Raw genomic sequence first — 23,001 nt, 5'->3', positions numbered from 1 at the left:
ATGATGTCCGGGGCGTTGCCGCCCCGGACATCATGCTAGACGGGATTATAGGCGAGGTGACGCCTTAGATTATCCCTTGGTGATCTGAGTGTAGAGCGGGACCGAGTCCCAGCCGAACACCACGTTGTCGACCGTGTCGGCGGAAACGCCGGTCACGTTCGAGTACCACAGCGGGATCGCGGGCAGGTCCTTCAGCAGGACTTCCTGAGCCTGCTGGTAGATCGCGGTCGCGTCCTCGACCGAAGCGGCGACAGCGCCCTCCTTGAGGAGGTTGTCGAACTCTTCGCTGGAGTAGTCCTCGTAGTTCGATCCGGCACCGGTCTGGTAGAGCGGGGCGAGGAAGTTGTACATCGAGGGGTAGTCGCCCTGCCAGCCGGCGCGCGTGCCACCGGTCAGCTTGTCGTTGGTGCGGTCGTCGAGGGCCGCAGCGAACGTCGGGTAGGGCTTGCCAACGGCCTGGATGCCGAGGGTGTTGGCGATCGAGTTCACGACCGCGTCGACCCAGGCCTGGTGGCCGCCGTCGGCGTTGTACGCGAGGTCGAAGACGGTGTCGCCGTACGGGGCGATCGCGTCGGCCTCGGCCCAGAGCTTCTTGGCCTCGTCCGGGTTGAACTCGAGGACCTCAGCGCCCTCGAGCTTGTCGGTCCAGCCCGCGATGACCGGCGAGGTGTAGTCGGTCGCCGGGGTACGGGTGCCCTGGAAGATCACGTCGGTGATCTCGTCGCGGTTGATCGCCATCGAGATGGCGGCGCGACGGAGCTCGCCCTCTTCGCCGCTCCAGTGCTCGAGGTAGTACGGCATGTTGAAGCCCTGGAAGATGGCTGCCGGCTGGTTGACCGCGCGGTCGCCGAACTCGTCCTCGTAGGTCTCGAACGCCGAGTCGGGCACGGCGTCGAGGACGTCGAGGTTGCCCGCCTGGACGTCGGCGTAGGCCGAGTCCTGCGAGGCGTAGAAGACGATCGAGAGGCCGCCGTTGGCGGGCTTGCGAACGCCGTCGTAGTCGGGGTTGGTCACGAGGTCGATGCGCTCCTCGTGAACCCAGGCGCCCTCTTCGGCCAGCATGTACGGGCCGTTGCCGATGGGGTTCTCGCCGAAGGCCTCCATGTCGTCGAAGGCGACCTCGGGCAGCGGCGAGTAGGCCGAGTAGCCCAGACGCAGCGGCCAGTCGGCCTCGGGCGCGGTGAGGGTGACCTCGAAGGTCAGGTCGTCGACGACCTTGAGACCCGTGAGCTCCGAGTCGGCCTCGTAGGAGAAGCCCTCGATGTTGTCGAAGAAGTACGACGAGCCCTGCGCGTTGCTGAAGAGCGCGCCGTAGTTCCACGCGTCGACGAACGAGTTCGCGGTGACGTCGGAGCCGTCGGTGAAGGTCTGGCCTTCCTTCAGCTTGACCGTCCAGTGCTGCGAGTCCTCGGACTCGATCGACTCGGCGACGTCGTTCTCGATCTCACCTTCGGCGGTGTACGAAACGAGGCCCGCGAAGAGCGACGTGATGATCTTGCCGCCACCGGTCTCGGTGGTGTTGGTCGGGATCAGCGGGTTCTGCGGCTCGGAGCCGTTCGTCGTGATGATCGCGTCAGGGTCACCGGCGGGCGAGGTGGCCTCGGTTCCGCCGCCGCTCGTGCAACCGGTGAGCACCAGTGCGCCGGCTGCAGCAAGAGCAATGGCTGCAACGCCGATTCTCTTGATCTTCAATGTTCCTCCTGTGAGATGTGCGCGGGGGCAGAGCGGCTCGTGACCGCACTGTGCGCTTCGTGGTGCAAGACTACGAATCGTTCCCTGAGAAGCAAAGTCGAGACGGAAACCGTTACCGATGCGCAACCTAGTGTCATCGGGAGCGACACGGAACGCCGTGATCACGCACGATCGTTGCGCGAGAGCCCCGCATGCGAGGATTGCAGCATGCCCGATGCACGACGACTGCGAATCGAGCTCGCGATCGTGCTCGGCCTCTCGCTGGGCGCATCGGCCGTGTACTCGATCGTCTCGATCATCGCGCGGGTCACCGACGACCGCCCGCTGGCCGAGCAGTCGGCCGCGATCAACCAGTCGCGGGCGAGCCGCGAGTGGCTCGACCTCACCTACCAGTTCCTCGACGTGTTCTTCGGTCTCTTCGTCGTGGCGCTCGTGCTCTACCTGCTCTGGCGGCCCGGTGGAAGTCCCTTCCGACGCATCGGCCTCGACTTCACGAGACCGGGTCGCGACGTGGCATCCGGCCTCGCGCTCGTCGCCGTCATCGGTGTGCCCGGGCTCGCGCTCTACGCGATCGGGCGAGCCGCGGGCGTGACCGTCACCGTCGTGCCGTCACCGCTCGACACCCACTGGTGGACGATCCCGATCCTCGTGCTCGCGGCGCTGAAGGCGGCGCTCGTCGAGGAGGTGATCGTCGTCGGGTACCTCTTCACGCGCCTCCGCGAACTCGGCGTCGGCCCGTGGGCGACGATCGTCTCGAGCGCGCTGCTGCGCGGCACGTACCACCTGTACCAGGGCTTCGGGCCGTTCGTCGGAAACGCCCTGATGGGCGTCGTGTTCGGCTGGTGCTACCAGCGCTGGGGGCGCACGATGCCTCTCGTCGTCGCGCACTGGGTGCTCGACATGGTGTCGTTCATCGGCTATCCCCTGGCGGTCGCGTGGTGGCCGACGCTCTTCGCGCCCCCGGCGGAGTGATCCCCGACCTCGCGGTGAGGAGCAGGCGGATGCCCCGCGCGAGCCGTCGGCGCGGCCGACGCCGGTAGGCGACGAGGTGCCGGGCGTCCGCCGCGGGACGGGCGGGCGGCTCGGGCGAGGGGCGCTCGACCGCGACCACGACCGCGGCCGCGACCGTGTCGGCGCGCGGCGGCTCCGTCGGCGTCGGCGTCTCGACGTCGAGGTCGCCGCCGAGATGCAGGGCCCGACGGCTCGGCGTGCAGACCACGCCGAGGTAGCCGCCGCGGGCGAAGTCCATGACCTCCTGGGCGTGGCGCATGGCCTGGGCCGATTCGGCGACGCTCCCCCGGCGGCGCAGGCGCTGCTCGAGCCCGGCCGTGTCGGCCGTCGCGATGCTCACGGCGATGAAGGTCACGATGAACGCGATTCCCGCGATCACGTCGATGCTCGGCATACCGCACCTCCTCGTGCGAACGGTCGTCGGAAACCGCCACCGGCGAGATTTCCGAGTGAACCTCAGTGTACTCCCGGGGGAAGCCCACGGGGTCGCCCTGATCCGTCGATCCTCCACGCTCGCGAGCATGGAGGCACCCTCGACCCGAGGGCCTCTCGCCGGCATCGCCGGGATCGACCGATGGAACGGAACCATGCACCTCGCCGCAGCTTTCGCCGCGGGCCACCTCGCGGCCCGCGCAACCGACCGCCGCTTCCGCACGACCGAGACGGAGATCCGCGAAGCGCAGGAGCGCGTCGCGGCCCGCCGCGCCGAACTCGTCGCCGCGCAGAGCGCCCGGCGCGGCTACGCGGAACGCGGTCGCCATGCGGCACCGCGCCCCGCGTAGTCGTGGTCGTCGTCAGCCGCCGATCTTCTCCCCGGCGGGGCTCAGCACCCACCAGACGCCGTTGACGCCCTGGCCGTTCGTGTCGCCCTCGGCGCTGTCGCCGGCGAAGGTGTAGAGCGGCCAGCCGTCGAGGGTCAGCTGCATCGAACCGTCGACGCCGGTGATGGTGCCGATCTCTCCCGTGACGCCCTCGACCTCGGGGGTGTCGCTGTCGGTCGTCACGGCGGGCCAGTTCGTGGCGCACTGCCCCTCGCAGCTGCTCGCGTCGCCGCCCTGGGTGTCGGTGTCGAACATGTAGACGGTCATGCCCTCCCCGTCGACGACGATCTCGCCGAGGTCGGAGTCGGCGGTGGTGAGGAGCGCTCCCGACGTGGCGGCCCCGGTGTCGGGCGCCTCGGTCTCGGTCGAGGTCCCACCGCCGTAGCCGGTGTCGCCCGAGTCGCCCGAGCCCGGCGCCGAGCAGCCCGCCAGGGCGACGACGAGCCCCAACGCGGCCAGTCCTGTGGTGATGCGCAGCTTCATGCGAAGTCCTTCTCTCATCCGATCGGCCGCGAATGCGGCCTCTCCAGAAGCACGAGACGGAACCCGGAATCGTTCACCGCCGGTGCGACGTGCTCCGACCGGTGCGCCGGATCACTCGAAGGCGCTCCGCATGAGCACCTCGCCGCTGCCGATCGCACGGATCTCGAGCGAGGCGATGTCGTCGACGTCGAGCGCAGCTCCAGCCGACAGGCGTGCGGCGGTGCCGGGGCTCGCACGCCAGGTCGAGACATCCGTGCGCTCGCCGTCGCGGCCCACGACCACCAGCGCGTACGGCCAGCCCTCCGGCGGGGCATCGGATGCCTCGGCGTCGGCGTACCGGCAGTCGAGCTCGATCCTCGTGCCCCAGTCGACCTGGGTGAGCGTCGCCGTCGCGGAGAGCGGCACCTCGGCGACGGACTCGAACGCCACCGACTCGCCGGCGATCGGCGACCGGGCGATCCCGAGCGGCACGGCGATCGCGGCGACGACGAGCACGGCCGCCGCGGCGGACGCGATCCACCAGGTGCGGGCCCGTCGTCGACGACGATGGGCCTCCAGTCGGACCACGTCGAGGAGGTCGTCGCGCGGGGCCGCGACCGGTTCGGCGTCACCGTCCCCCAGGAGGGCGTAGGCGCGCTCGGGGTCGAGCCGCGTGAGCAGCCCGGGCATCGGGGCGAGCTCGGCGACAGCGCGCCGGCACCGTTCGCAGCCCTCGAGGTGCTGCTCGTACTCGGCGCGCTCGGCAGGCGACAGCGCGCCCAGCACGTAGGCCGAGTCCCAGTCCGCGAAGCGCGCGTGATCCGGGTTCATCGCGTCACCCCTTTCTCCTGCAGCGCCAGCCGCAGCGCCCGAAGCCCGTAATGCAGCCGGGACTTCACCGTACCCTCAGGGATGCCGAGCCGACGCGCGACCTCGGCGACGCTGCATCCGCCGTAGTAGGCGTGCACGATCACCGCGCGGTGCTCGAGGCTCAGCGTCACCAGCGCCTCTTCGACCAGCAGGCTCTCGAACAGCGCGTCGGTCGCGTCGTCGGCGAGCCGCTCTGGCGTCTCGGCGACCCCGATCTCGTGCCGCCGGCGGGCGCTGCGCGCCTCGTCGATGACGAGGTTGCGGGCCACCGTGATCATCCACGATCGCGTGGAGGCCGGCTCCTGGGCCAGGATGCGGGGGCTCCGCCAGGCGCGCAGCAGCGTCTCCTGCACGATGTCGTCGGCGCCGGCGGCATCGCCGGTGAGGTGCACCACGTACCTCCAGACGGACGGCCCGTGCGCCTCGTAGAGCGCGACCAGCCGACGGTCGTCATCGAGCGGCATCCGCCACCTCCTGTCCTCTGCAGGGAGAACGAGAGGGGGCGGCGATTGGTTCAACTCGCGGCAGCGGTGAACCGGAGGGCCGTGCACGACGTGTTCTCGGCATGGATCCCTCGAAACTCGGGCCGCTCGCCGCGGAGGACCTCTTCCAGGTCGCGGGCCTGCCTCTGCACCCGCTCATCGTGCACGCGGTGGTCGTGCTCACCCCGCTCACGGTACTCGCCCTGCTGCTCGGCGCGTTCTGGCCGCGGGCAAGGCGTCGCCTCGGCATCGTCACGGCGCTCGGCGCGGCCGTCGTGCTCGCGCTCGTGCCGATCACCGTCCTCGCCGGGCGCTCGCTCGCGGAGCGCCTCGGGCCGATTCCCGCCGTGGCGCGGCATCAGCAGTTCGGCGAGATGCTCCTGCCCTGGGTGATCGCCCTCTTCGTCGTCGCCGCCGGACAGTGGGCGTGGTTCCGGTTCGCCGACGAACGGGTGCGCCGCACGTCCCCCGGCGCGGCGAGAGCCGTCCGGGTCGCGCTCGCCGCGGCATCCGTCGTGGTGGCGGCGGGCACGATGGTGCTGCTCGTGCTCATCGGCGACTCGGGAGCCCGCGCCGTGTGGGGCGGGCTCCCGAGCTGACGCGCCTCGAGCGAGCCGGCAGGCCTACGCGAAGGCCTCGACCGGCGGGCAGGCGCACACGAGGTTGCGGTCGCCGTACGCCTGGTCGATGCGCCGCACCGGGGCCCAGTACTTGTTGCGCACGAGCGAGCGCACCGGGTAGACGGCCTGCTCACGGGTGTAGGGGTGCTCCCACTCCCCCGCGATGACCGACTCGGCGGTGTGCGGGGCGTTGCGCAGCGGGTTGTCGTCGGCGGGCCACTCGCCGCGCCCGACGGCGTCGGCCTCGGCCTTGATCGCGACCATCGCCTCGACGAAGCGCTCGAGCTCGGCCAGGTCCTCCGACTCGGTCGGCTCGACCATGAGCGTGCCCGCGACGGGGAACGACATCGTCGGCGCGTGGAAGCCGTAGTCGATGAGGCGCTTGGCCACGTCGTCGACGCTCACGCCCGTCTCGGCCGTCAGCGGGCGCAGGTCGAGGATGCACTCGTGCGCGACCAGCCCGTTGTCGCCCGTGTAGAGCACCGGGAAGTGCTCGCGCAGGCGCGAGGCGACGAAGTTCGCCGCGAGCACCGCCGAGGCGGTCGCCTGCTTGAGGCCCTCCGAGCCCATCATGCGCACGTACGCCCACGAGATCGGCAGGATCGACGGGCTGCCGTACGGTGCAGCCGAGACCGGTCCGCCGCCGTGCACGAAGCCGCCGGCGTGGTCGGCGCGCTGCGCCATCGGGTGTCCGGGCAGGTAGGGCGCGAGGTGCGCCTTCGCCGCCACCGGGCCGACGCCCGGGCCGCCGCCGCCGTGCGGGATGCAGAACGTCTTGTGCAGGTTCAGGTGCGAGACGTCGCCGCCGAAGTCGCCGAAGCGCGAGTAGCCGAGGAGCGCGTTGAGGTTCGCACCGTCGACGTAGACCTGGCCGCCGGCGTCGTGCACGGCCTGCGTGATCTGCTTGACCTCGTGCTCGTACACGCCGTGCGTCGACGGGTACGTGATCATGAGGGCCGAGATGGATGCCGCGTGCTCGGCGATCTTCGCGCGCAGGTCGTCGAGGTCGACGTTGCCGAGCTCATCGGTCGCGACGACGACGACGCGCATGCCGGCGAGCACGGCCGAGGCCGCGTTCGTGCCGTGCGCGCTCGACGGGATGAGGCACACGTCGCGCTCGCCCTCGCCGTTGGCGAGGTGGTAGCCGCGGATCGCGAGCAGGCCCGCGAGCTCGCCCTGGCTGCCCGCGTTCGGCTGCAGCGAGACGGTGTCGTAGCCGGTGACCTCGGCGAGCCACGACTCGAGCTGCTCGACGAGGCCGAGCGAGCCGACGACGTCGGCCTCGGGCGCGAACGGGTGCAGGTTCGCGAAGGCCGGCCAGGTGACGGCCTGCATCTCGGTGGCCGCGTTGAGCTTCATCGTGCAGGAGCCGAGCGGGATCATGCCGCGGTCGAGCGCGTAGTCGCGGTCGGCGAGCTGCTTGAGGTAGCGCATCATCTGCGTCTCGGAGTGGTGCGTGTTGAACACCGGGTGCTCGAGGTACGGGCTCGTGCGGCGGAGCGCCTCGGGGATCGCCGTCTCGGTGATCGGGCCGTCGAGCTCGCGCTCCTCGGGTCCGCCGAAGGCCTGCGCGACCTTGTGCAGCTCGTCGAGCGTCGTCGTCTCGTCGACCGAGACCTGGACAGTCGCCTCGTCGGCCTCCCACAGCAGCACGCCGAGCTCGCGCCCGCGCGCCACGACGTTCTTCGCGAGGCCGGGCACGTGCACGCTCAGCGTGTCGAAGTACGCGTCGTGCGCGACGCGCTGCCCCAGGTCCTCGAGCCAGCCGGCGAGCAGCCTCGCCTTTCCGGCGGTCTGGGTGGCGATGGCGCGGATGCCGCGGGGCCCGTGGTAGACCGCGTACATCGAGGCCATCACGGCGAGGAGCACCTGCGCGGTGCAGATGTTCGAGGTCGCCTTCTCGCGACGGATGTGCTGCTCGCGCGCCTGCAGGCTGAGCCGGTACGCGGGGTGGCCCGCGGCGTCCTGCGAAACGCCGACCAGACGACCCGGCATCTGCCGCTCGAGGCCCTTGCGCACCGCCATGTAGCCGGCGTGCGGACCGCCGAAGCCCATCGGCACGCCGAACCGCTGCGAGGTGCCGACGGCGACGTCGGCGCCGAGCTCGCCGGGGCTCGTGATGAGCGAGAGCGCGAGCAGGTCGGCGGCGACCACGGCGAGGGCGCCCTGCGCCTTCGAGGCCGCGATGACCTCCGCCGGGTTCCAGACCCGCCCCGAGGCGCCCGGGTACTGCACGAAGACGCCGAAGTGCTCGCCGAGGGCGGCGACGTCCGTGCCGTCTGAGAGCGGGGCCTCGACGAGCTCGATGCCGACGGCCTCGGCGCGCGAGACGAGCAGCGCCTTCGTCTGCGGCAGTGCGTCGGCGTCGACGACGAAGCGGTTCGACTTCGACTTCGAGCCGCGGCGGGCCAGGAGCATGCCCTCGACGACCGCGGTGCCCTCGTCGAGCATCGAGGCGTTGGCGATGTCGAGGCCCGTGAGGTTCTCGACCATCGTCTGGAAGTTGATGAGCGCCTCGAGGCGTCCCTGGCTGATCTCGGGCTGGTACGGCGTGTAGGCCGTGTACCAGCTCGGGTTCTCGAGCACGTTGCGCTGGATCACCGCGGGGGTGATCGTGCCGTAGTAGCCGAGGCCGATCATGGGCGTGCGCACGGTGTTCTGCGAGGCCAGCGCGGCGAGCTCGGCGAGCGCCTCGCGCTCGGTCGCCGCAGCGGGGATCGCGGAGTTCAGCACCTCCCCCATGCGGATCGACGACGGGACCGCCGCCGACATGAGCCCTTCGAGCGAGTCGTAGCCGAGCTCGGCGAGCATGAGCGCGTGGTCGCTCGGGGTGGTGCCGATGTGGCGGCGCCCGAAGGCGTCGAGGTCGAAGGCGGAGGAGGGCGTGGTCATCGGGTCGGGTCCTTACTCGCCGGTGAGGGCGGTGTACTCGTCGCGCGTGAGCAGCTTCGGCAGGCTCGAGGTCGAGACCTTCAGCAGCCAACCCTCGCCGAAGGGGTCGCTGTTCACGAGCTCGGGGGTGTCGACGACGGCCTGGTTCGCCTCGACGACCTCGCCGTTGACCGGGGCGAAGAGCTCGCCGACCGACTTCGTCGACTCGATCTCGCCGACGACGGTGCCCTCGGTGATGGCGGTGCCCGCGGCGGGCAGGTCGACGTAGACGACGTCGCCGAGCTTCTCGGCGGCGTAGTCGGTGATGCCGATCGTGGCGACGTCGCCGTCGATCGCGATCCACTCGTGCTCTTCGGTGTAGTGCAGTGCGTTGAGGTCGGTCATGGGGTGCTCCTTGTGGTGTGGATGACTCGGGGTTCGCGCCGCCGGCCGTCGGGGCCGTGCGGCGCCGGGATCAGGAAGTGCGCTTGTAGAACGGCAGCGCCACGACGGCGGCGGGGATGCGGGTGCCGCGGACGTCGACGAACAGCTGGGTGCCGGCCTCGGCGAGCGCGGGGCTCACGAGGGCCATCGCGACGGGGTGGCCGAGCGTCGGCGAGAGCGCGCCGCTCGTCACGACGCCGACGCGGGCCGCGTCGGCCCCGTCGCCGTCGAAGACCTCGTAGTCGGCGCGGGGCGCCCGGCGGCCCTCGGCCGCGAGACCGACGAGCACCGGGGCATCCGCGACGGGGCCCTGCTCGATGGCGGCGCGACCGATGAAGTCGCCCTCCTTCGCGAGGGCGACGACGCGGCCGAGGCCGGCCTGCACGGGCAGGATGTCGCGGCTGAGCTCGTGCCCGTAGAGGGGCATGCCCGCCTCGAGGCGGAGGGTGTCGCGGCTCGCGAGCCCGCACGGCACGACGCGCGGTCCGCCGGTCTCGACGAGCGCCTCCCAGAGGCGCGCCGCGCGCTCGGGGGCGACGTAGAGCTCGAAGCCGTCTTCTCCGGTGTAGCCGGTGCGGGCGACGAGCACCGGCTGGCCCTCGAAGGTGGCGGGGAACGCGCGGTAGTACTTCAGCGCGGCGATCTGCGCGTCGAAGTCCTCCGCGTCGTTGCCGGGGCCGTCGACGCCGAACCCGGGGGTCTCGAGCAGCACGGCGCGGGCGTCGGGGCCCTGCAGCGCGACGAGGGCGACGTCGTCGCTCTCGTCGGAGACGACGGTGTCGAAGCCCTCGGCGCGGGTGCGCAGCTCGTCGGCGACGACCGCCGCGTTCGACGCGTTGGCCACGACCATGTAGCGGTCCTCACCGGTGCGATACACCACGAGGTCGTCGATGATGCCGCCGTCCTCGGCGAGCAGCAGCGAGTACTTCGCCTGGCCGATCTCGATCGCCGAGAGCTTGCCGGCGAGCGCGAAGTCGAGCGCCGCGGCCGCCTGCGGGCCGATCAGCACGATCTCGCCCATGTGGGAGAGGTCGAAGATGCCCGAGGTGGTGCGCACGGCGTGGTGCTCGGCGAGGTCGCTCGAGTAGCGCACCGGCATCTGCCAGCCGGCGAAGTCGGTGAAGCTCGCGCCCGCGGCGCGGTGCACGGCGTCGAGCGGGCTGAGGCGCTCCTCGGCGGGGGCGGTGGTACCGGGGTCGTTCGTCACGAGTTCTCCTTGACTGGCGGCTGCGGGTGCAGTGCGCGCGGTCGCGATTCGTGCGGCGGATGCCGCATGAGAACTCCCCCTCTGTCATGAGCCTGAGAGTTTCACGCGTTGACGCGCTTTCACCGTGGGCGGCCCCGCGGAGATTCGTCGATCTCGTGCGGGAGCACTTTTCAGAGTGGCCTCGTCGTCGCGGTGTGAGACCTGAGAGATTGGCAGGGAGGCTTGCTCCTTCGGTGCCGGCGCTGCTCTTCGAGCAGTGCTGCCGGCTCTCCCGCGACGCGTCGATGGCCCGGTATGAGGTTGTACCGTGATCCTAGCAGCGGCGCAGTCGTGCGGCCGCGACGGTGCGGGCACCGGAGGCTCGGCGATGCCCCGCGTGCGGGGGCTACACCGCCGGTGGAGACGGGGCTAGGCTCGGACCGTCCGGGGGGTTGCTTCGTTGGAGGCCGAAGTGTCGCAGCAGACAGCACCGACGCGCGCGTCGACGCCCGAGCGCGGGGAGTCGGCGGCCCAGGGGCTCGCCGACCCCGCATTCGCACCGTCGAGGCTCGACGCGCGATGGCAGGGCGCGGGCTCGTTGCTGTCATGGCTCGTGGCCGCGTCGCTCGTGGCGGTCGTGCTCGGCGAGCTCGACCGGCTGATCACGAGCGTGCCCGGTTCGGACGGCCGCAGCCACTCCCTCAACGTCCTGCTGACCCCGCTCTCGGTCACGCAGGGCGACAGCTGGTCGCGCTGGGCCGAGGCGCCGCTCCACGTCGAACTGGGGTTCTGGATCATCGCCTCGGCGGTGATCGACTTCGCCCTGGTGCTCGCGATCATCAAGCTCGCTCGGCGTGCCATCGGCGTGGTCGAGGGCCGGCCGCGTCGAGTGCCCGAGGTCGCCCTCGCCGTGTACCTCGTGAGCGAAGTGGCCGAGAACGCGGCGCAGATCGTCGCGGGCGGCGGCGTGATGGCCGGGTCGGCGGCCGTCGCGGCCGGGGCCGGCATGGTGATGATCATCCCGACGCTCTTCAAGGTCGTCGCCCTCGTCGTGCTCGTCGTCGCGATCCTGCGCCTGCCCGACTACCGGGCGGCCCTGCGCCCGCGGTTCGCGCGGCTCATGGAAGCGATCTGGGTGCACCGCCTCGCGACGCTCGCGATCGCCGTGATCGCGGTCCTGTCCTGCATCCCCGCATCCGACCTGCTCGACCAGCTGCCCGATGTCCAACGGCAGTGGGCCGACCGCTTCGGCTGGACCCACGCCATGTGGGCGGGCGTCGCCCTGCTCGCCACGGCGCTCGTGAACTTCGTCCTCGGTCGTCGACGCACCCGGCTCATGGTCGAGGTCCGGGTCCTCCGACTGCACCGGCGTCGGCCCGAGCGCCGCCGGGACGCGGCCGCACCGTGGTGCATCGCGCCCGGGATCGTGCTCGCCGCCGGTCTCGTCGCGCTCGTCGTCGGGCTCGCGACCGGCGGGCCGATCGGCATCCATCTCCCGACCTTCCTCAGCGTGTTCGTCATCACCGGCGCGGTGCCGGTGCTCGCCGCCGTCTTCCACCCGGCGAAGGACGCACCTCGCGAGGATCGGCTGGACTACGACCCGGAGCGTGCCGCGGCGGCCTGGATCGTCGGCGACGCGCTCGCCGTGCTGGTGATCGCCGTCGGCTCGATCGGCGTCGTCCGGTCCTTCTTCATCCCGTTCGTCCTCGGTATCGATCCCGGCGTGCCCTCGACGTTCATCTGGTCGGTGCCGGTCGTGCTGCTCGGCTCGGCGGTCGCCGTCGGAGCGCCGCGCCTCCTGACGCGCATGCGCCGCCTGAACTGGGGCGGAGCCGCCCTCGACCCGGTCTCGGCCGCGACGACGACGGTGAAGGCCGCGAAGTCCCCGGCGAGCGCGGCCGGATCCGACGACGCGGCGGACGGCGCCGGCGCCGTGGAGGTCGACTCCGACGGGCGACCGGTCGTCGAGGTCGCCGACGCCGGCGCCGTCGAGTGGATCGCGTTCATCGTCGGCGCGACCGTGCTCGCGCTCGCCCTCGTCGTGCCGAGCTGGCTCGGGTGGGGCATCGGAAGCGTCGCCGCCGCCCTCCTCGCGATCTCCGCGTGGGTGACGGTGTTCGGCGCGTTCACGCTCATCGTGCAACCGCGCGAGCTCATCGCGCCGTTCCGGTGGCTCGGGCTGAAGGCGCCGCCCGTCCTCACCCTCGGGTTCCTCGTGCCGTTCGTGGTGAACATCGTGGTGTCGTCGATCGCCGCCGACTCGGCGCTGCACGCCGTGCAGGTCTCGAACGACGGAGCGGCGCAGGTCACGAGCGGGCTCCCCACCACGATCGACGAACGGCTCGACGCACTCCAGCACGACGACTGCGCGATCGACATCACCGAGGACCTCGGCCTGTCTCCGAACGAGGGCGACGAGCCGGTCACCGTCCGCCCCGTGTTCCTCATCGCCGCCGAAGGCGGAGGCATCCGCGCCGCCTACTGGACCGCGGCGGCGCTCGCCGAGCTCGACGGCTGCGCCGCGACCTCGGGACTCGTCGCCAACGGCATCAGCGGCGGCTCCCTCGGGCTCGCGATCGCCTCGACGATCGATGCCGACCGGGTGGGATCCCTCGACGACCTCGACGACCCCGCCTCGGCGGCCGAATCGGCCATGGACGACGAGTTCCGTGCAGATGAGCGCTCGGCGATCCTCGAGGCCGCCCGCAAGACCTCCGGACCCGACGTCGTCTCGACCGCGGTGCTCGGACTCACCGTGGGCGACGCGTTCGCCGCGGGCACCGGCGTGCGCATCCCCTCGTTCCTCGAACTCGGCCCCGAGTCCGACGACCCCGTGCAGTGGCGCTGGCGAGACCGTGCCGCGTTCGTCGAGGCGCTCTGGGAGCGCGGCTCGCCGACGCTCGCCGAGCAGTTCTCGCCCGAGATCTCGCCGCTCACGGGATCGCTCATCCTGAGCTCGACCGATGTCGTGTCCCGATGCCGCCTGCTCGTCGACCAGGCGCCCTTCGTGTCCGAGGCGGCGGCCGAGGCCGGGGTCGCGTCCTCGCTGGTCGATCAGGCGTCCGACTGCGAGGCGGTCGGCGGCAACCCCTCGATGCTCGGGTTCCGCGACCTGCAGGTGAACGAGGAGAGCGACCCCGAGGCGATCTCGGAGTGCCTGATGTCGCTCGACTGGTCGACGGCGGTCATGCTGTCGGCGCGATTCGCCATCATCACGCCCACCGGCGGCCTTCCCGGTGCCGGCCGGTGCGACGTCGCCAAGGGCGCCCAGTTCGTCGACGGGGGTTATGTCGAGCCGACCTCGCTCGCCGCGCTCGCCGACCTCTCGCCGCTGATCTCCCAGAAGATCGCCGAGCACAACGGCGAGCGGGTCGAGGGCGAGCCCTGGCTGCTGCCGACGCTCGTGTACCTGCGCAACACCCAGGGCTACGACCTCGCCGAGGACGTCGCGCGGGCGGAGTCGGAGCCCCTCGTGCCCATCACCGGCGGGGCGGCCAAGACCAATCTGACCGCCGAGGACTCGTGGATCCAGCGGATCACGCTGGCGGCGGCCGGGGCATGCCCCGACGGCCCCGAGGGTGAGACCTGCGAGAAATCCCTCGGCTGGCTGCACGGCGACGAGGTGCTGCCCGGCGGCACCGTGGTCGTCGCTCCCGACTCCACGCCGGGTGTCGTGCCTCCGCTCGGCTGGGCCCTCTCCGACCTCAGCCGGGCGCGCTTCGACGCCGCGATCGCGAGCGATGCCGTGTGCCGGTACGACGAACCGACGGTCGTGTCGGGCGGGTACGCCGGCCTCGCGCGCCTCCTCGCCGTGATGCCGAACGGGCGCTGCGCCGGCGACTGAGTCGTGCCCCGGGATCACTCGGGGCGGTTGCCGTGCGCGTCGTGCTCGAAGGGCGTCACGACGCCGCGGTAGGCGAGGCTCATCATCATGCCCGCGGCGGCGTGCTCGAGGTCGTGACAGTGGTCCATCCAGATGCCCGGGTTGTCGGCGACGAGGAGCACCTCCCACACCTCGCCGGGGCGCACGTCGACGGTGTCGAGCCAGAGCGGCGCCCCGCGAGCAGGTTCGCCGTCGCGCGAGAGCACGAGCACGTGGTGGCCGTGCACGTGCATCGGGTGCACCTCGAATCCGCGGTTCGCGATCGTGAGCCGCACGACGTCGCCCTCGTCGACCTCGATGGGCTCGATGTGCGGGAACACGCGGCCGTTCACGGTGTACGCGTAGTTCGGCGCGCCGCCGACGAATCGGGGCATGCGGTCGAGCACGAGTTCTGCGGTGGCGGTGACCTCGCCGAACTCGGCGGGCACCTCGCCCGGCGTCGCCGACGGCCGGCCGTAGGCGAGAAGGTCGAGCTCGGGCAGTTCGGCGGGGGCGAGCGCGGATGCCCCTGGGCCGGCGCCGGGGCCGGCGGATCCCGCGGCCGGAACGACGCCCGTCCTCGGCCGGAACACGAGCGCCGAGTCGCCCGACGCATCGACGCCGAAGCGCACCTCGCCGTCGGGCATGGCGAAGACGAGGTCGGCGCGCGCCCCGGCGCCGAGCCTGACGGACTCGCCCGTCACGTCGCGGCCGCCCGCGAGGTCCCGTCCGTCGACCGCCACGACGCGGAACGGTGCGCCGCCCACCGCGACGCGCAGCGGCGTGCGGTCGGTGTTCGCGACGCGGAGCCGCACGGCGGTGCCGGGTTCGACCACCTGCACCTGTTCGCCGTCGTCGCCGCCGAGGAGGACGGCGCCGCCGATCGTGTGCACCGGGACCGCGAGGTCGAGCGCCTCGGCGACCCCGCCCACGGGTTCGACGACGAGCATGCCGTAGAGCCCTCGCCGCACACCCTCGGACGAGACCTGATGCGTGTGGTACCAGTAGGTGCCCGCGGTGTCGGCGATGAAGCGCGACACGAACTCGCCGCCCGGCATGACCGCGTCCTGGGTGACGCCGGCCACCCCGTCCTCGCCGTTCGGCACGTCGACGCCGTGCCAGTGCAGCGTGACGCCGTCGTCGATGTCGCGGTTGCGCAGCGTCGCCTCGACGAGGTCGCCCTCGGTCACCCTGATCTCGGGACCGGGCAGCCGATCGCCGAACGACCACGCCTCGACCTGGGTGCCGCTCGACAGGGTGAACTCGCGGTGCGCGGCGACGAGTTCGATGCCGAGCACCGGGGCGTCGACCGTGTCGGGGGTGCGGAGTTCGTCGACCGAGACCGCGGCGGATGCCTCGCCGCCCGTCCCGCCCTCGGGGTCGGCCGGGTCGGCGCCGGGCTCGCCGTCGGCGTGGGCGTGCGCGGCCGAGGCCTCGATCGACGGCGCGGCCGTGTCGGCGAGCCACACCCAGCCGATCGATCCGGCGAGCACGATCGCGGCGATGCCGGCGAACCCGGCGATCGCGCGGCGACCGCGGCGGGCGAGCACCGCCCAGGCGAGCCCGGTGCCGAGCAGCACGAGCACCGCGAGGAGTGCGGTGGCGACGGGCGACGGCGGGTATCCGATGATCCAGGACGCGACGGCACCGGCGGTGACGGCGAGTCCGCCGCCGAGGAGGAGCACGCGGGGGCCCGGAGCGACGGGTTCGCGGCGCCAGCGCACGAGGCCGACGATCGCGCAGCCGACGCCGACCGCGGTGAATGGCAGCGCCACGAGGAGTTTCTCGCCGGTGAACCACCACCCGCGCGAGGCGAGGAGCAGCGCGGCGAGCGTCGCGACGAGCACGGCGAGGGCGGCCCCCGCGACGAGCCCGACGACGAGCCGCCGTTCGCGGGCGTTCGGCGGGTGGGCGGCGCCTGCGGCGACGAATCCGGCGGCGAGCTGCGCACCGGCGGCGGCGAGGATTGCGACCGCGTACACGGCGAGGAGGGCGGCGGTGGTCATCGCGCCCTCCTCACCGTGATCGTGATCGGCGCGCTCAGCGGCTCGCCGCGGGGTCCGCGGCGGCGTCGACGGTCGGTTCGGTCGTCACGGCCGAGGTGGGCGCGGAGGCATCCGCACCGCTCTCGACCGCCGTCGAACCGGGGCGGCCTTCGCGGACGAGCTTGCGGGCCCGGCCGACGAGCACGATCGCCGTGATGAGGATGATCGCGCCGTTGAGTCCGTGCAGCGAGACCATGAGCGTCGCGCCGAGCGGCGGCGCGGTGTGGTCGTCGGGGCCGAGGCCGAAGACGACGCCGGTGAGGATGAACAGCAGCGTCTGCACGAGGAGCAGGGCGAGCGGCAGCGCGGACAGCCAGACGGTGCGCTTGCCGGCCTTGGCGAGGGCTGCGGTGATGATCAGCAGCAGGGCGAGGATCGGCAGCACGATGCGGCCGGTGGTGCCGTGGATCGCGAAGAGCTCGTCTTCGGGGTCGGAGAAGACGCCGACCGCGGCCAGGTAGAGCTGCAGCATGACGCCGGCGGCGAAGAGGATCGTGACGGTGAGATAGAGCTTGCGCATTACGGCGCCTCGCTTCCAGGGCGATCGGGTTCGGGATGCCCCATCGTGACCGTCGGCCGTTCGGCGCGGCATCAGTGGCGGCACGGATCCCCGCTCAGCGCGTTCCCCGAGTTCGCCTTCTGGTCATCATGACTGTAAGCTGACGTCGATCGCACTTCGAGTCATGCTGACTCGAAGCGCGGAGGACGCACAGGAGGAAGGATCGGGGATGCCGCACCAGCTCGACGCACCGACCAGGCTCGCCGTCTCGACGGTGATCTTCGCGCTGCGCCCCGACGCCGCCGGCCGGCCCGTGCTCTGGACCCCGCTCGTCCGCCGCACCCGCGAGCCCCAGCTCGGCCTCTGGGCACTGCCCGGCGGCTGGCTCCCCGTCAACGAGGAGCTCGAGGTCGCTGCCGCCCGCACCCTGCGCGCGACCACCGGACTCGCACCCAAGTACCTCGAGCAGCTCTACACCTTCGGCGAGGTCGACCGCTCCCCCGACGCCCGCGTCGTCTCCGTCGTCTACTGGGCGCTCGTGCAGAGCGACGAGGCGGCGCGCGCCGTCGCCGGCCCGAACGTGCGCTGGGTGCCCGCCGACACGCTGCCCGGCCTCGCGTTCGACCACAACCGCATCGTCGAGTACGCGCTCTGGCGGCTGCGCACGAAGGTCGAGTACACCGAGATCGCGCACGCGTTCCTCGGCGGCACGTTCACGCTCGCCGAACTCCGCGAGGTCTACGAGGCGGTCCTCCAGCGACCGCTCGACCCGGCGAACTTCCGCCGCACGATGATCGCCTCCGGACGGCTCCGCGAGACCGGCGAGCTCCTCGCCGGCGCGGCGCACCGCCCCCCGAAGCTGTACCGCTACGACCCCTCGGCCACCCGCACGGCCGAGGCCAGAGAACCGTTCCAGAGCGAGAGGCCCGCCTCATGACCATCACGAGCCCCGACGTCCGCCGCGCGGCATCCGTCGACCGCAGTCTGAAGCTCATCGCCGCGGGCGCGACCGAGGGCGCGAGCTGCGCGCCCGAGCTCGCGGCCGGCCCCTGGGAGTTCGACGCCGGCCCCGCCGGCTACGGCCCGGGCGCCTCGATGGGCGACGTCATCCCGACGGGTTCCCCCCGCCAGGGCGCCCTGCCCGAGGCCTACCGGCTCGCGAGCGACGACGAGCTGCACGCGCGCATCCGCGCCGCGAAGGCGACGCTCGGCGACCGCGTCGTCGTGCTCGGCCACTTCTACCAGCGCGACGAGGTCGTCGAGCACGCCGACTTCGTGGGCGACTCGTTCCAGCTCGCGAACGCGGCGCTCACCCGCCCCGACGCCGAGGCGATCGTGTTCTGCGGCGTGCACTTCATGGCCGAGACCGCCGACCTCCTCTCGGGCCCCGAGCAGGCGGTCATCCTGCCGAACCTCGCCGCCGGCTGCTCGATGGCCGACATGGCCGACGAGAGCTCGGTCGAGGAGTGCTGGGAGCAGCTCGCCGAGGTCTACGGCGACCTCGACGCGGTGGATGCCACGGGGCGGGTGCCGGTCATCCCGGTCACGTACATGAACTCCTCGGCGGCGCTCAAGGGCTTCGTCGGCCGGCACGGCGGCATCGTCTGCACCTCGTCGAACGCGCGCGTCGTGCTCGAGCAGGCGTTCGAGCGGGGGCAGCGGGTGCTCTTCTTCCCCGACCAGCACCTCGGCCGCAACACGGCGAAGGCGATGGGCGTGCCGCTCGAGCAGATGCCCATGTGGAACCCGCGGAAACCGCTCGGCGGCTCCTCGTCCGACGAGCTCGTCGAGGCGAAGGTCATCCTCTGGCACGGCTTCTGCTCGGTGCACAAGCGCTTCACGGTCGACCAGATCGCCGCCGCGCGCGCGTCGCACCCCGACGTGCAGGTCATCGTGCACCCCGAGTGCCCGATGCCCGTCGTCGACGCCGCGGATGCCGCGGGGTCGACCGACTTCATCGTGAAGGCCATCCAGGCCGCCCCCGCCGGGTCGACCTTCGCGATCGGCACCGAGATCAACCTCGTGCAGCGCCTCGCGGCCGAGCACCCCGAGCACGAGATCTTCTGCCTCGACCCCGTCGTGTGCCCGTGCTCCACGATGTACCGGATCCACCCCGGCTACCTCGCCTGGGTGCTCGAGGAGCTCGTCGCCGGACGCGTCGTCAACCGCATCCAGGTGCCGGCCGACGTCGCCGAGCCCGCGCGCCTCGCCCTCGAGCGCATGCTCGCGGCGAAGCCGCCCGCACCGGCGACCGCACCCGTCGGAGCCTGACATGACGCGCGTGCTCGTCATCGGCGGCGGCATCGCGGGCCTCTGGGCGGCGGTGCGCGCGGCCGATGCCGGCTGCTCGGTCGAGCTCGTCACGAAGACCGAGCTCGCCGAGACGAACACGAGGTACGCGCAGGGCGGCATCGCCGCGGCGCTCTTCCCCGACGACTCGGCCGCCCGGCACATCGCCGACACGCTCGCCGCGGGGGCGGGGCTCGCCGACCCCGAGGCCGTGCGGGTGCTCTGCGACGAGGGGCCCGCGCGCGTGCGCGACCTGATCCGGTTCGGCGTCGCCTTCGACCGCGGCGACTCGGGCCTGGAGCGCGGGCTCGAGGCGGCGCACTCGCGCGCCCGCATCGTGCACGCCGGCGGCGACGCGACGGGCGCGGCCATCGAGGCGGCGCTCGTCGGCACCGTGCGACGGCGCGCGGTGCGCATCGACGAGCGCACGATGCTCCTCGACCTCCTCGTCGACCCCGGCCCCGGCGGTCGACCGGCCGTCGTCGGCGCCCGCCTCCTCGACGAGCACGGCGCGATCGGCGAGCGACGCGCCGACGCGGTCGTGCTCGCGACCGGCGGCAGCGGACGCCTCTACCGGCACACCACGAACCCCGACGTGGCGACCGGCGACGGCGTCGCGGCCGCCTCGCGTGCGGGGGCGACGGTCGCCGACCTCGAGTTCACGCAGTTCCACCCGACGGCGCTCGGCGCCCCCGGCACGCCGCTCATCTCCGAGGCCGTGCGCGGCGAGGGCGCGGTGCTCCGCGACGCGTCGGGGCAGCGGTTCATGCCCCATGTGCACCCCGACGCCGAGCTCGCCCCGCGCGACGTGGTCGCCCGCGCGGTCTGGCGGCGCATGGCCGCGCAGGGCGGCGAGCCCGTGCGCCTCGACGCCACCGCGCTCGGCGCGGGGTTCCTCGCCGCGCGCTTTCCGGGGCTCGACCGCGTGGTGCGCGACGCCGGATTCGACTGGAGCCGCGAGCCCATACCCGTGACGCCTGCCGCGCACTATGCGATGGGCGGCATCGCGACCGATCTCGACGGGCGGGCGAGCCTGCCCGGGCTCTACGCCGTCGGCGAGTGCGCGCGCACCGGCGTGCACGGCGCCAACCGGCTCGCCTCGAACTCGCTGCTCGAAGCCGCAGTGTTCGCCGAGCGGGCGGCCCGGGCGATCGCCGCCGAGCCGGCCGCGACCGGCGAACTGGCTGCGGCCGGCCCCGTTCCGTCCGTCGGCAGTCCGGGGCGCCACGCCGAGCCGGCCCCCGCGCACCCCGGTGTGTCACGCCGCGGTGCCGACGGAGCGCACCCGACCGTCGACCGCGCCGCGCTGCAGGAGCTCATGTGGCACCGCGTCGGGCTCGAGCGCGACAAGCGGGGGCTGCGCGAGGCATCCGAGCAGCTCGACGGCTGGCGCGCCCCCGAACCCGTCGACCGCCGCTCGGCCGAGGACCGCAACCTGCTCGACCTCGCCCGGCTCACGGTCGCCGCCGCCCTCGCGCGGCGCGACAGCGTCGGCGCGCACTTCCGCACCGACGTCGCCGTGCCCGTCGCCGTCGAACCCGCGCCCGAACTGGAGGCCGCCTGATGACCGAAGCCCGTGAGATCGACCGCGTCGTGACGATGGCCCTCGACGAGGACGCCCCGTGGGGCGACCTCACCAGTGAGACGCTGATCCCGCAGTCGGCGCGCGCGACGGCCGAGCTCGTCGCCCGCGAACCGGGCGTGCTCAGCGGCATCGAGGTGTTCGCCGCGGCGTTCCGGCTCGTCGACGCCCGCATCGCGGTCGAGCCGCTCGCCGCCGACGGCGAGCCCTTCGCCGCGGGACAGGTGCTCGCGCGCGTGCAGGGTCCGGCCCGGGGCATCCTGCGCGCCGAGCGCGTGGGCCTCAACCTCGTGCAGCGCATGTCGGGCATCGCCACGCTGACGGCGCGCTACGTCGCCGCGGCCGAGGGCACCCGGGCCCGCATCGTCGACACCCGCAAGACGACGCCGGGCCTCCGCAGCCTCGAACGCCAGGCCGTGCGCGACGGCGGCGGGCGCAACCACCGCCGTTCGCTCTCCGACGCGATCATGGCGAAGGACAACCACCTCGCCGTGCTCACCGCGGACGGCACCGACCTCGCGGCGGCGCTGCGCGCGGCGCGCGAGCGGATGCCCCACACCGCGCACCTCGAGGTCGAGGTCGACCGCGTCGACCAGATCGACGCGGTGCTCGCGGGCGGCGCCGACACGATCATGCTCGACAACTTCACGACCGACGAGCTCGTCGACGGCGTCGCCCGCATCGCGGGCCGCGCGATCGTGGAGGCCTCGGGCGGGGTGTCGCTCGACACGGTGGCGGCGATCGCCGCCACCGGGGTCGACGTGATCTCGGTCGGAGCGCTCACGCATTCGGTGCGCTCGCTCGACCTCGGCCTCGACGTCGTCGTCGAGGCGCCGGCCCCGGCGCATGCCGCCGCCCGCGTCCCGGCCCCCGGCCCTGCGGGGACCCCGTGATCTTCCTCGACCACGCGGCGACCACGCCCGTGCGCCGCGAGGCGCTCGAGGCGATGTGGCCGTTCCTGACGGGGGCGTTCGGCAACCCGTCGAGCCGGCACGGACTCGGCGACGAGGCCGCGCGCGCGCTCGCCGCCGCCCGCCTCGCGGTCGCCGAGGTCGTCGGCGCCCGTCCTGGCGACGTCGTGTTCACGAGCGGCGGCACCGAGGCCGACAACCTTGCCGTGAAGGGGCTCTCACTGGCCTCCCCCCGCGGCCGCCATCTCGTGGTCTCCCCCATCGAGCACGAGGCCGTGCTCGAGTCGGCGGCGTACCTCGCGCGCCATCACGGCTTCGAGGTCTCCGAGGTCGCGGTGGACGGCGCCGGGCTCGTCTCGCCCGAGGCCCTCGCCGCCGTGCTGCGCCCCGACACCGCCCTCGTCTCGGTGCAGCTCGCGAACAACGAGATCGGCACCGTGCAGCCCGTCGCGGAACTCGCGGCGCTCGCCCACGAGCACGGCGCCCTGATGCACAGCGACGCAGTGCAGGCCGCCGGGTGGCTGCCGCTCTCGCTCGACGCGCTCGGCGTCGACGCGCTCTCGCTCGCGGGTCACAAGGTCGGCGCCCCGAAGGGCACCGGCGCACTCGTCGTGCGCGGCCGCCTGCCGATCGAGGCGGTGCTGCACGGCGGCGGACAGGAGCGCGGGCGACGGTCGGGCACCGAGAACGTCGCGGGCGCGGTCGCCTTCGCGACGGCGCTCCGGCTCGCCGAGGCCGACCGCGTCGCGTCCTCCGCCCGAGTGGGCGCGCTCGGCACCCGGCTCGCGGCGCGCGTGCTCGCCGAGGTGCCCGACGCCCGGCTCACGGGCGATGCGACCCGGCGGCTGCCCGGCACGGTGTCGTTCGTCTTCCCCGGCACGAGCGGCGAGGCCGTGCTGCTCGAACTCGAACGCGACGGCGTCGTCTGCTCGAGCGGCTCGGCCTGCGCCGCGGGCAGCGACGAACCCTCGCACGTGCTCACGGCGATCGGCGTGCCGGGCGAGCTCGCCCAGACGGCGGTGCGGTTCACGCTCGGTTCGTCGACGACGGCGAGCGAGATCGAGGATGCCGCGACCGCCGTGGTCCGCGCCGTGTCGGCGGTGCGCGGTATCGTGGCGCCATGAGCGATTCCACTCCCGCACCTGCCGACGACGCCGCACGCGACCACCGCGTCGAGAACGAGCTGGCTCCCGAAGAGCAGCTGCTCGAGGGCTGGCTGCCTCGTCCGACGCCGACCGACGGTCCGGCGCCGGCACCGTAACCCGCGACCCCCGCATTCTCGTGAACGCGGTCGTCACGGCGACCGCGTTCCATGCATTCCGATCGATCTCGGCATCTGGGAATAGCGCGTCGC

Annotated in this window: 20 protein-coding genes and 1 riboswitch; of the genes, 10 read left to right on the top strand and 10 right to left on the bottom strand. The window is 72.7% G+C overall.

Going from position 1 to position 23,001, the window contains the following annotated elements; genetic code table 11:
- Positions 1 to 69 precede the first annotated feature (69 nt).
- A complete protein-coding gene (locus ACFVTR_RS15830) occupies positions 70 to 1,692 on the bottom strand; it encodes an ABC transporter substrate-binding protein (protein WP_387038831.1) in 1,623 nt (540 codons plus the stop codon).
- A 207-nt stretch (positions 1,693 to 1,899) separates the two neighbouring features.
- On the opposite strand from ACFVTR_RS15830, the gene ACFVTR_RS15825 reads away from it, so the two are divergent.
- Positions 1,900 to 2,664, top strand: a complete 765-nt coding sequence (locus ACFVTR_RS15825) for a CPBP family intramembrane glutamic endopeptidase (protein WP_387038829.1) — start codon at positions 1,900 to 1,902, stop codon at positions 2,662 to 2,664.
- Here the strand turns inward: ACFVTR_RS15825 and ACFVTR_RS15820 are convergent.
- Positions 2,603 to 3,097 (bottom strand): hypothetical protein, encoded by a 495-nt coding sequence (locus ACFVTR_RS15820; RefSeq protein ID WP_387038827.1) that lies wholly within the window; start codon positions 3,095 to 3,097, stop codon positions 2,603 to 2,605. The two genes, ACFVTR_RS15825 and ACFVTR_RS15820, sit on opposite strands and share 62 nt — an antisense overlap.
- A 127-nt stretch (positions 3,098 to 3,224) precedes the next feature.
- Between ACFVTR_RS15820 and ACFVTR_RS15815 the strand changes: the two genes are divergently transcribed.
- Positions 3,225 to 3,485: a hypothetical protein gene (locus ACFVTR_RS15815; RefSeq protein WP_387038825.1), complete on the top strand. Its 261-nt coding sequence runs from the start codon at positions 3,225 to 3,227 to the stop codon at positions 3,483 to 3,485.
- Between the two features lie 12 nt (positions 3,486 to 3,497).
- Here the strand turns inward: ACFVTR_RS15815 and ACFVTR_RS15810 are convergent, their stop codons facing one another.
- The 3 genes from ACFVTR_RS15810 to ACFVTR_RS15800 form a co-directional block, all read right to left on the bottom strand.
- Complete coding sequence (locus tag ACFVTR_RS15810) at positions 3,498 to 4,007, bottom strand: hypothetical protein (protein WP_387038824.1); 510 nt, start codon at positions 4,005 to 4,007, stop codon at positions 3,498 to 3,500.
- Between the two features lie 111 nt (positions 4,008 to 4,118).
- Positions 4,119 to 4,817 (bottom strand): anti-sigma factor family protein, encoded by a 699-nt coding sequence (locus tag ACFVTR_RS15805; RefSeq protein WP_387038823.1) that lies wholly within the window; start codon positions 4,815 to 4,817, stop codon positions 4,119 to 4,121.
- Positions 4,814 to 5,320, bottom strand: a complete 507-nt coding sequence (locus ACFVTR_RS15800) for a sigma-70 family RNA polymerase sigma factor (RefSeq protein ID WP_376947432.1) — start codon at positions 5,318 to 5,320, stop codon at positions 4,814 to 4,816. Before ACFVTR_RS15800 ends, ACFVTR_RS15805 begins: the two co-directional genes overlap by 4 nt.
- 101 nt (positions 5,321 to 5,421) lie before the next feature.
- Between ACFVTR_RS15800 and ACFVTR_RS15795 the strand changes: the two genes are divergently transcribed.
- A complete protein-coding gene (locus tag ACFVTR_RS15795; RefSeq protein ID WP_387038821.1) occupies positions 5,422 to 5,937 on the top strand; it encodes a DUF2231 domain-containing protein in 516 nt (171 codons plus the stop codon).
- A 24-nt stretch (positions 5,938 to 5,961) separates the two neighbouring features.
- On the opposite strand, the gene gcvP is transcribed toward ACFVTR_RS15795, so the two are convergent.
- The 3 genes from gcvP to gcvT all read right to left on the bottom strand — a co-directional run bounded on the left by gcvP (position 5,962) and on the right by gcvT (position 10,480).
- A complete protein-coding gene (gcvP, locus tag ACFVTR_RS15790; protein WP_387038820.1) occupies positions 5,962 to 8,850 on the bottom strand; it encodes an aminomethyl-transferring glycine dehydrogenase in 2,889 nt (962 codons plus the stop codon).
- A gap of 12 nt (positions 8,851 to 8,862) precedes the next feature.
- On the bottom strand, positions 8,863 to 9,234 hold the full coding sequence (gene gcvH, locus ACFVTR_RS15785) for a glycine cleavage system protein GcvH (RefSeq protein ID WP_376947426.1): 372 nt from the start codon (positions 9,232 to 9,234) through the stop codon (positions 8,863 to 8,865).
- 70 nt (positions 9,235 to 9,304) lie between these two features.
- A complete protein-coding gene (gcvT, locus tag ACFVTR_RS15780; protein ID WP_387038818.1) occupies positions 9,305 to 10,480 on the bottom strand; it encodes a glycine cleavage system aminomethyltransferase GcvT in 1,176 nt (391 codons plus the stop codon).
- A 180-nt stretch (positions 10,481 to 10,660) separates the two neighbouring features.
- A riboswitch (glycine riboswitch) is annotated at positions 10,661 to 10,764 on the bottom strand.
- A 167-nt stretch (positions 10,765 to 10,931) separates the two neighbouring features.
- Between gcvT and ACFVTR_RS15775 the strand changes: the two genes are divergently transcribed.
- A complete protein-coding gene (locus tag ACFVTR_RS15775; RefSeq protein ID WP_387038817.1) occupies positions 10,932 to 14,303 on the top strand; it encodes a hypothetical protein in 3,372 nt (1,123 codons plus the stop codon).
- Positions 14,304 to 14,317: 14 nt separating this feature from the next.
- Here the strand turns inward: ACFVTR_RS15775 and ACFVTR_RS15770 are convergent, their stop codons facing one another.
- Both ACFVTR_RS15770 and ACFVTR_RS15765 read right to left on the bottom strand, forming a co-directional pair.
- Positions 14,318 to 16,327 (bottom strand): multicopper oxidase family protein, encoded by a 2,010-nt coding sequence (locus ACFVTR_RS15770; RefSeq protein ID WP_387038815.1) that lies wholly within the window; start codon positions 16,325 to 16,327, stop codon positions 14,318 to 14,320.
- 34 nt (positions 16,328 to 16,361) lie between these two features.
- Positions 16,362 to 16,886, bottom strand: a complete 525-nt coding sequence (locus tag ACFVTR_RS15765; RefSeq protein WP_387038813.1) for a DUF6220 domain-containing protein — start codon at positions 16,884 to 16,886, stop codon at positions 16,362 to 16,364.
- A 208-nt stretch (positions 16,887 to 17,094) separates the two neighbouring features.
- Here ACFVTR_RS15765 and ACFVTR_RS15760 point away from each other — a divergent pair, with 208 nt between their 5' ends.
- The 6 genes from ACFVTR_RS15760 to ACFVTR_RS15735 are packed head-to-tail and all read left to right on the top strand — an operon-like array spanning position 17,095 to position 22,908.
- Entirely contained in the window at positions 17,095 to 17,802 is a 708-nt protein-coding gene (locus ACFVTR_RS15760; protein WP_376947416.1) for an NUDIX domain-containing protein, read from the top strand.
- Positions 17,799 to 19,136 (top strand): quinolinate synthase NadA, encoded by a 1,338-nt coding sequence (nadA, locus tag ACFVTR_RS15755; RefSeq protein ID WP_387038811.1) that lies wholly within the window; start codon positions 17,799 to 17,801, stop codon positions 19,134 to 19,136. The genes ACFVTR_RS15760 and nadA overlap by 4 nt, the downstream gene beginning before the upstream one ends.
- 1 nt (position 19,137) lies before the next feature.
- On the top strand, positions 19,138 to 20,718 hold the full coding sequence (gene nadB / locus ACFVTR_RS15750; RefSeq protein ID WP_387038809.1) for an L-aspartate oxidase: 1,581 nt from the start codon (positions 19,138 to 19,140) through the stop codon (positions 20,716 to 20,718).
- Positions 20,718 to 21,629, top strand: a complete 912-nt coding sequence (nadC, locus tag ACFVTR_RS15745) for a carboxylating nicotinate-nucleotide diphosphorylase (RefSeq protein WP_387038808.1) — start codon at positions 20,718 to 20,720, stop codon at positions 21,627 to 21,629. Before nadB ends, nadC begins: the two co-directional genes overlap by 1 nt.
- Positions 21,626 to 22,771, top strand: a complete 1,146-nt coding sequence (locus ACFVTR_RS15740; RefSeq protein WP_387038806.1) for a cysteine desulfurase family protein — start codon at positions 21,626 to 21,628, stop codon at positions 22,769 to 22,771. Before nadC ends, ACFVTR_RS15740 begins: the two co-directional genes overlap by 4 nt.
- Positions 22,768 to 22,908 carry a hypothetical protein gene (locus tag ACFVTR_RS15735; protein WP_376947406.1) on the top strand — a complete coding sequence of 47 codons (141 nt, stop codon included), beginning with the start codon at positions 22,768 to 22,770 and terminating at the stop codon, positions 22,906 to 22,908. The genes ACFVTR_RS15740 and ACFVTR_RS15735 overlap by 4 nt, the downstream gene beginning before the upstream one ends.
- Positions 22,909 to 23,001: the final 93 nt, after the last annotated feature.

The organism is Agromyces sp. NPDC058126 (assembly GCF_042884595.1).
Taxonomy (GTDB): Bacteria; Actinomycetota; Actinomycetes; order Actinomycetales; family Microbacteriaceae; genus Agromyces.
Note: the sequence above shows the minus strand (reverse complement) of the source record. Positions and strands in the feature narration are given on the sequence as shown.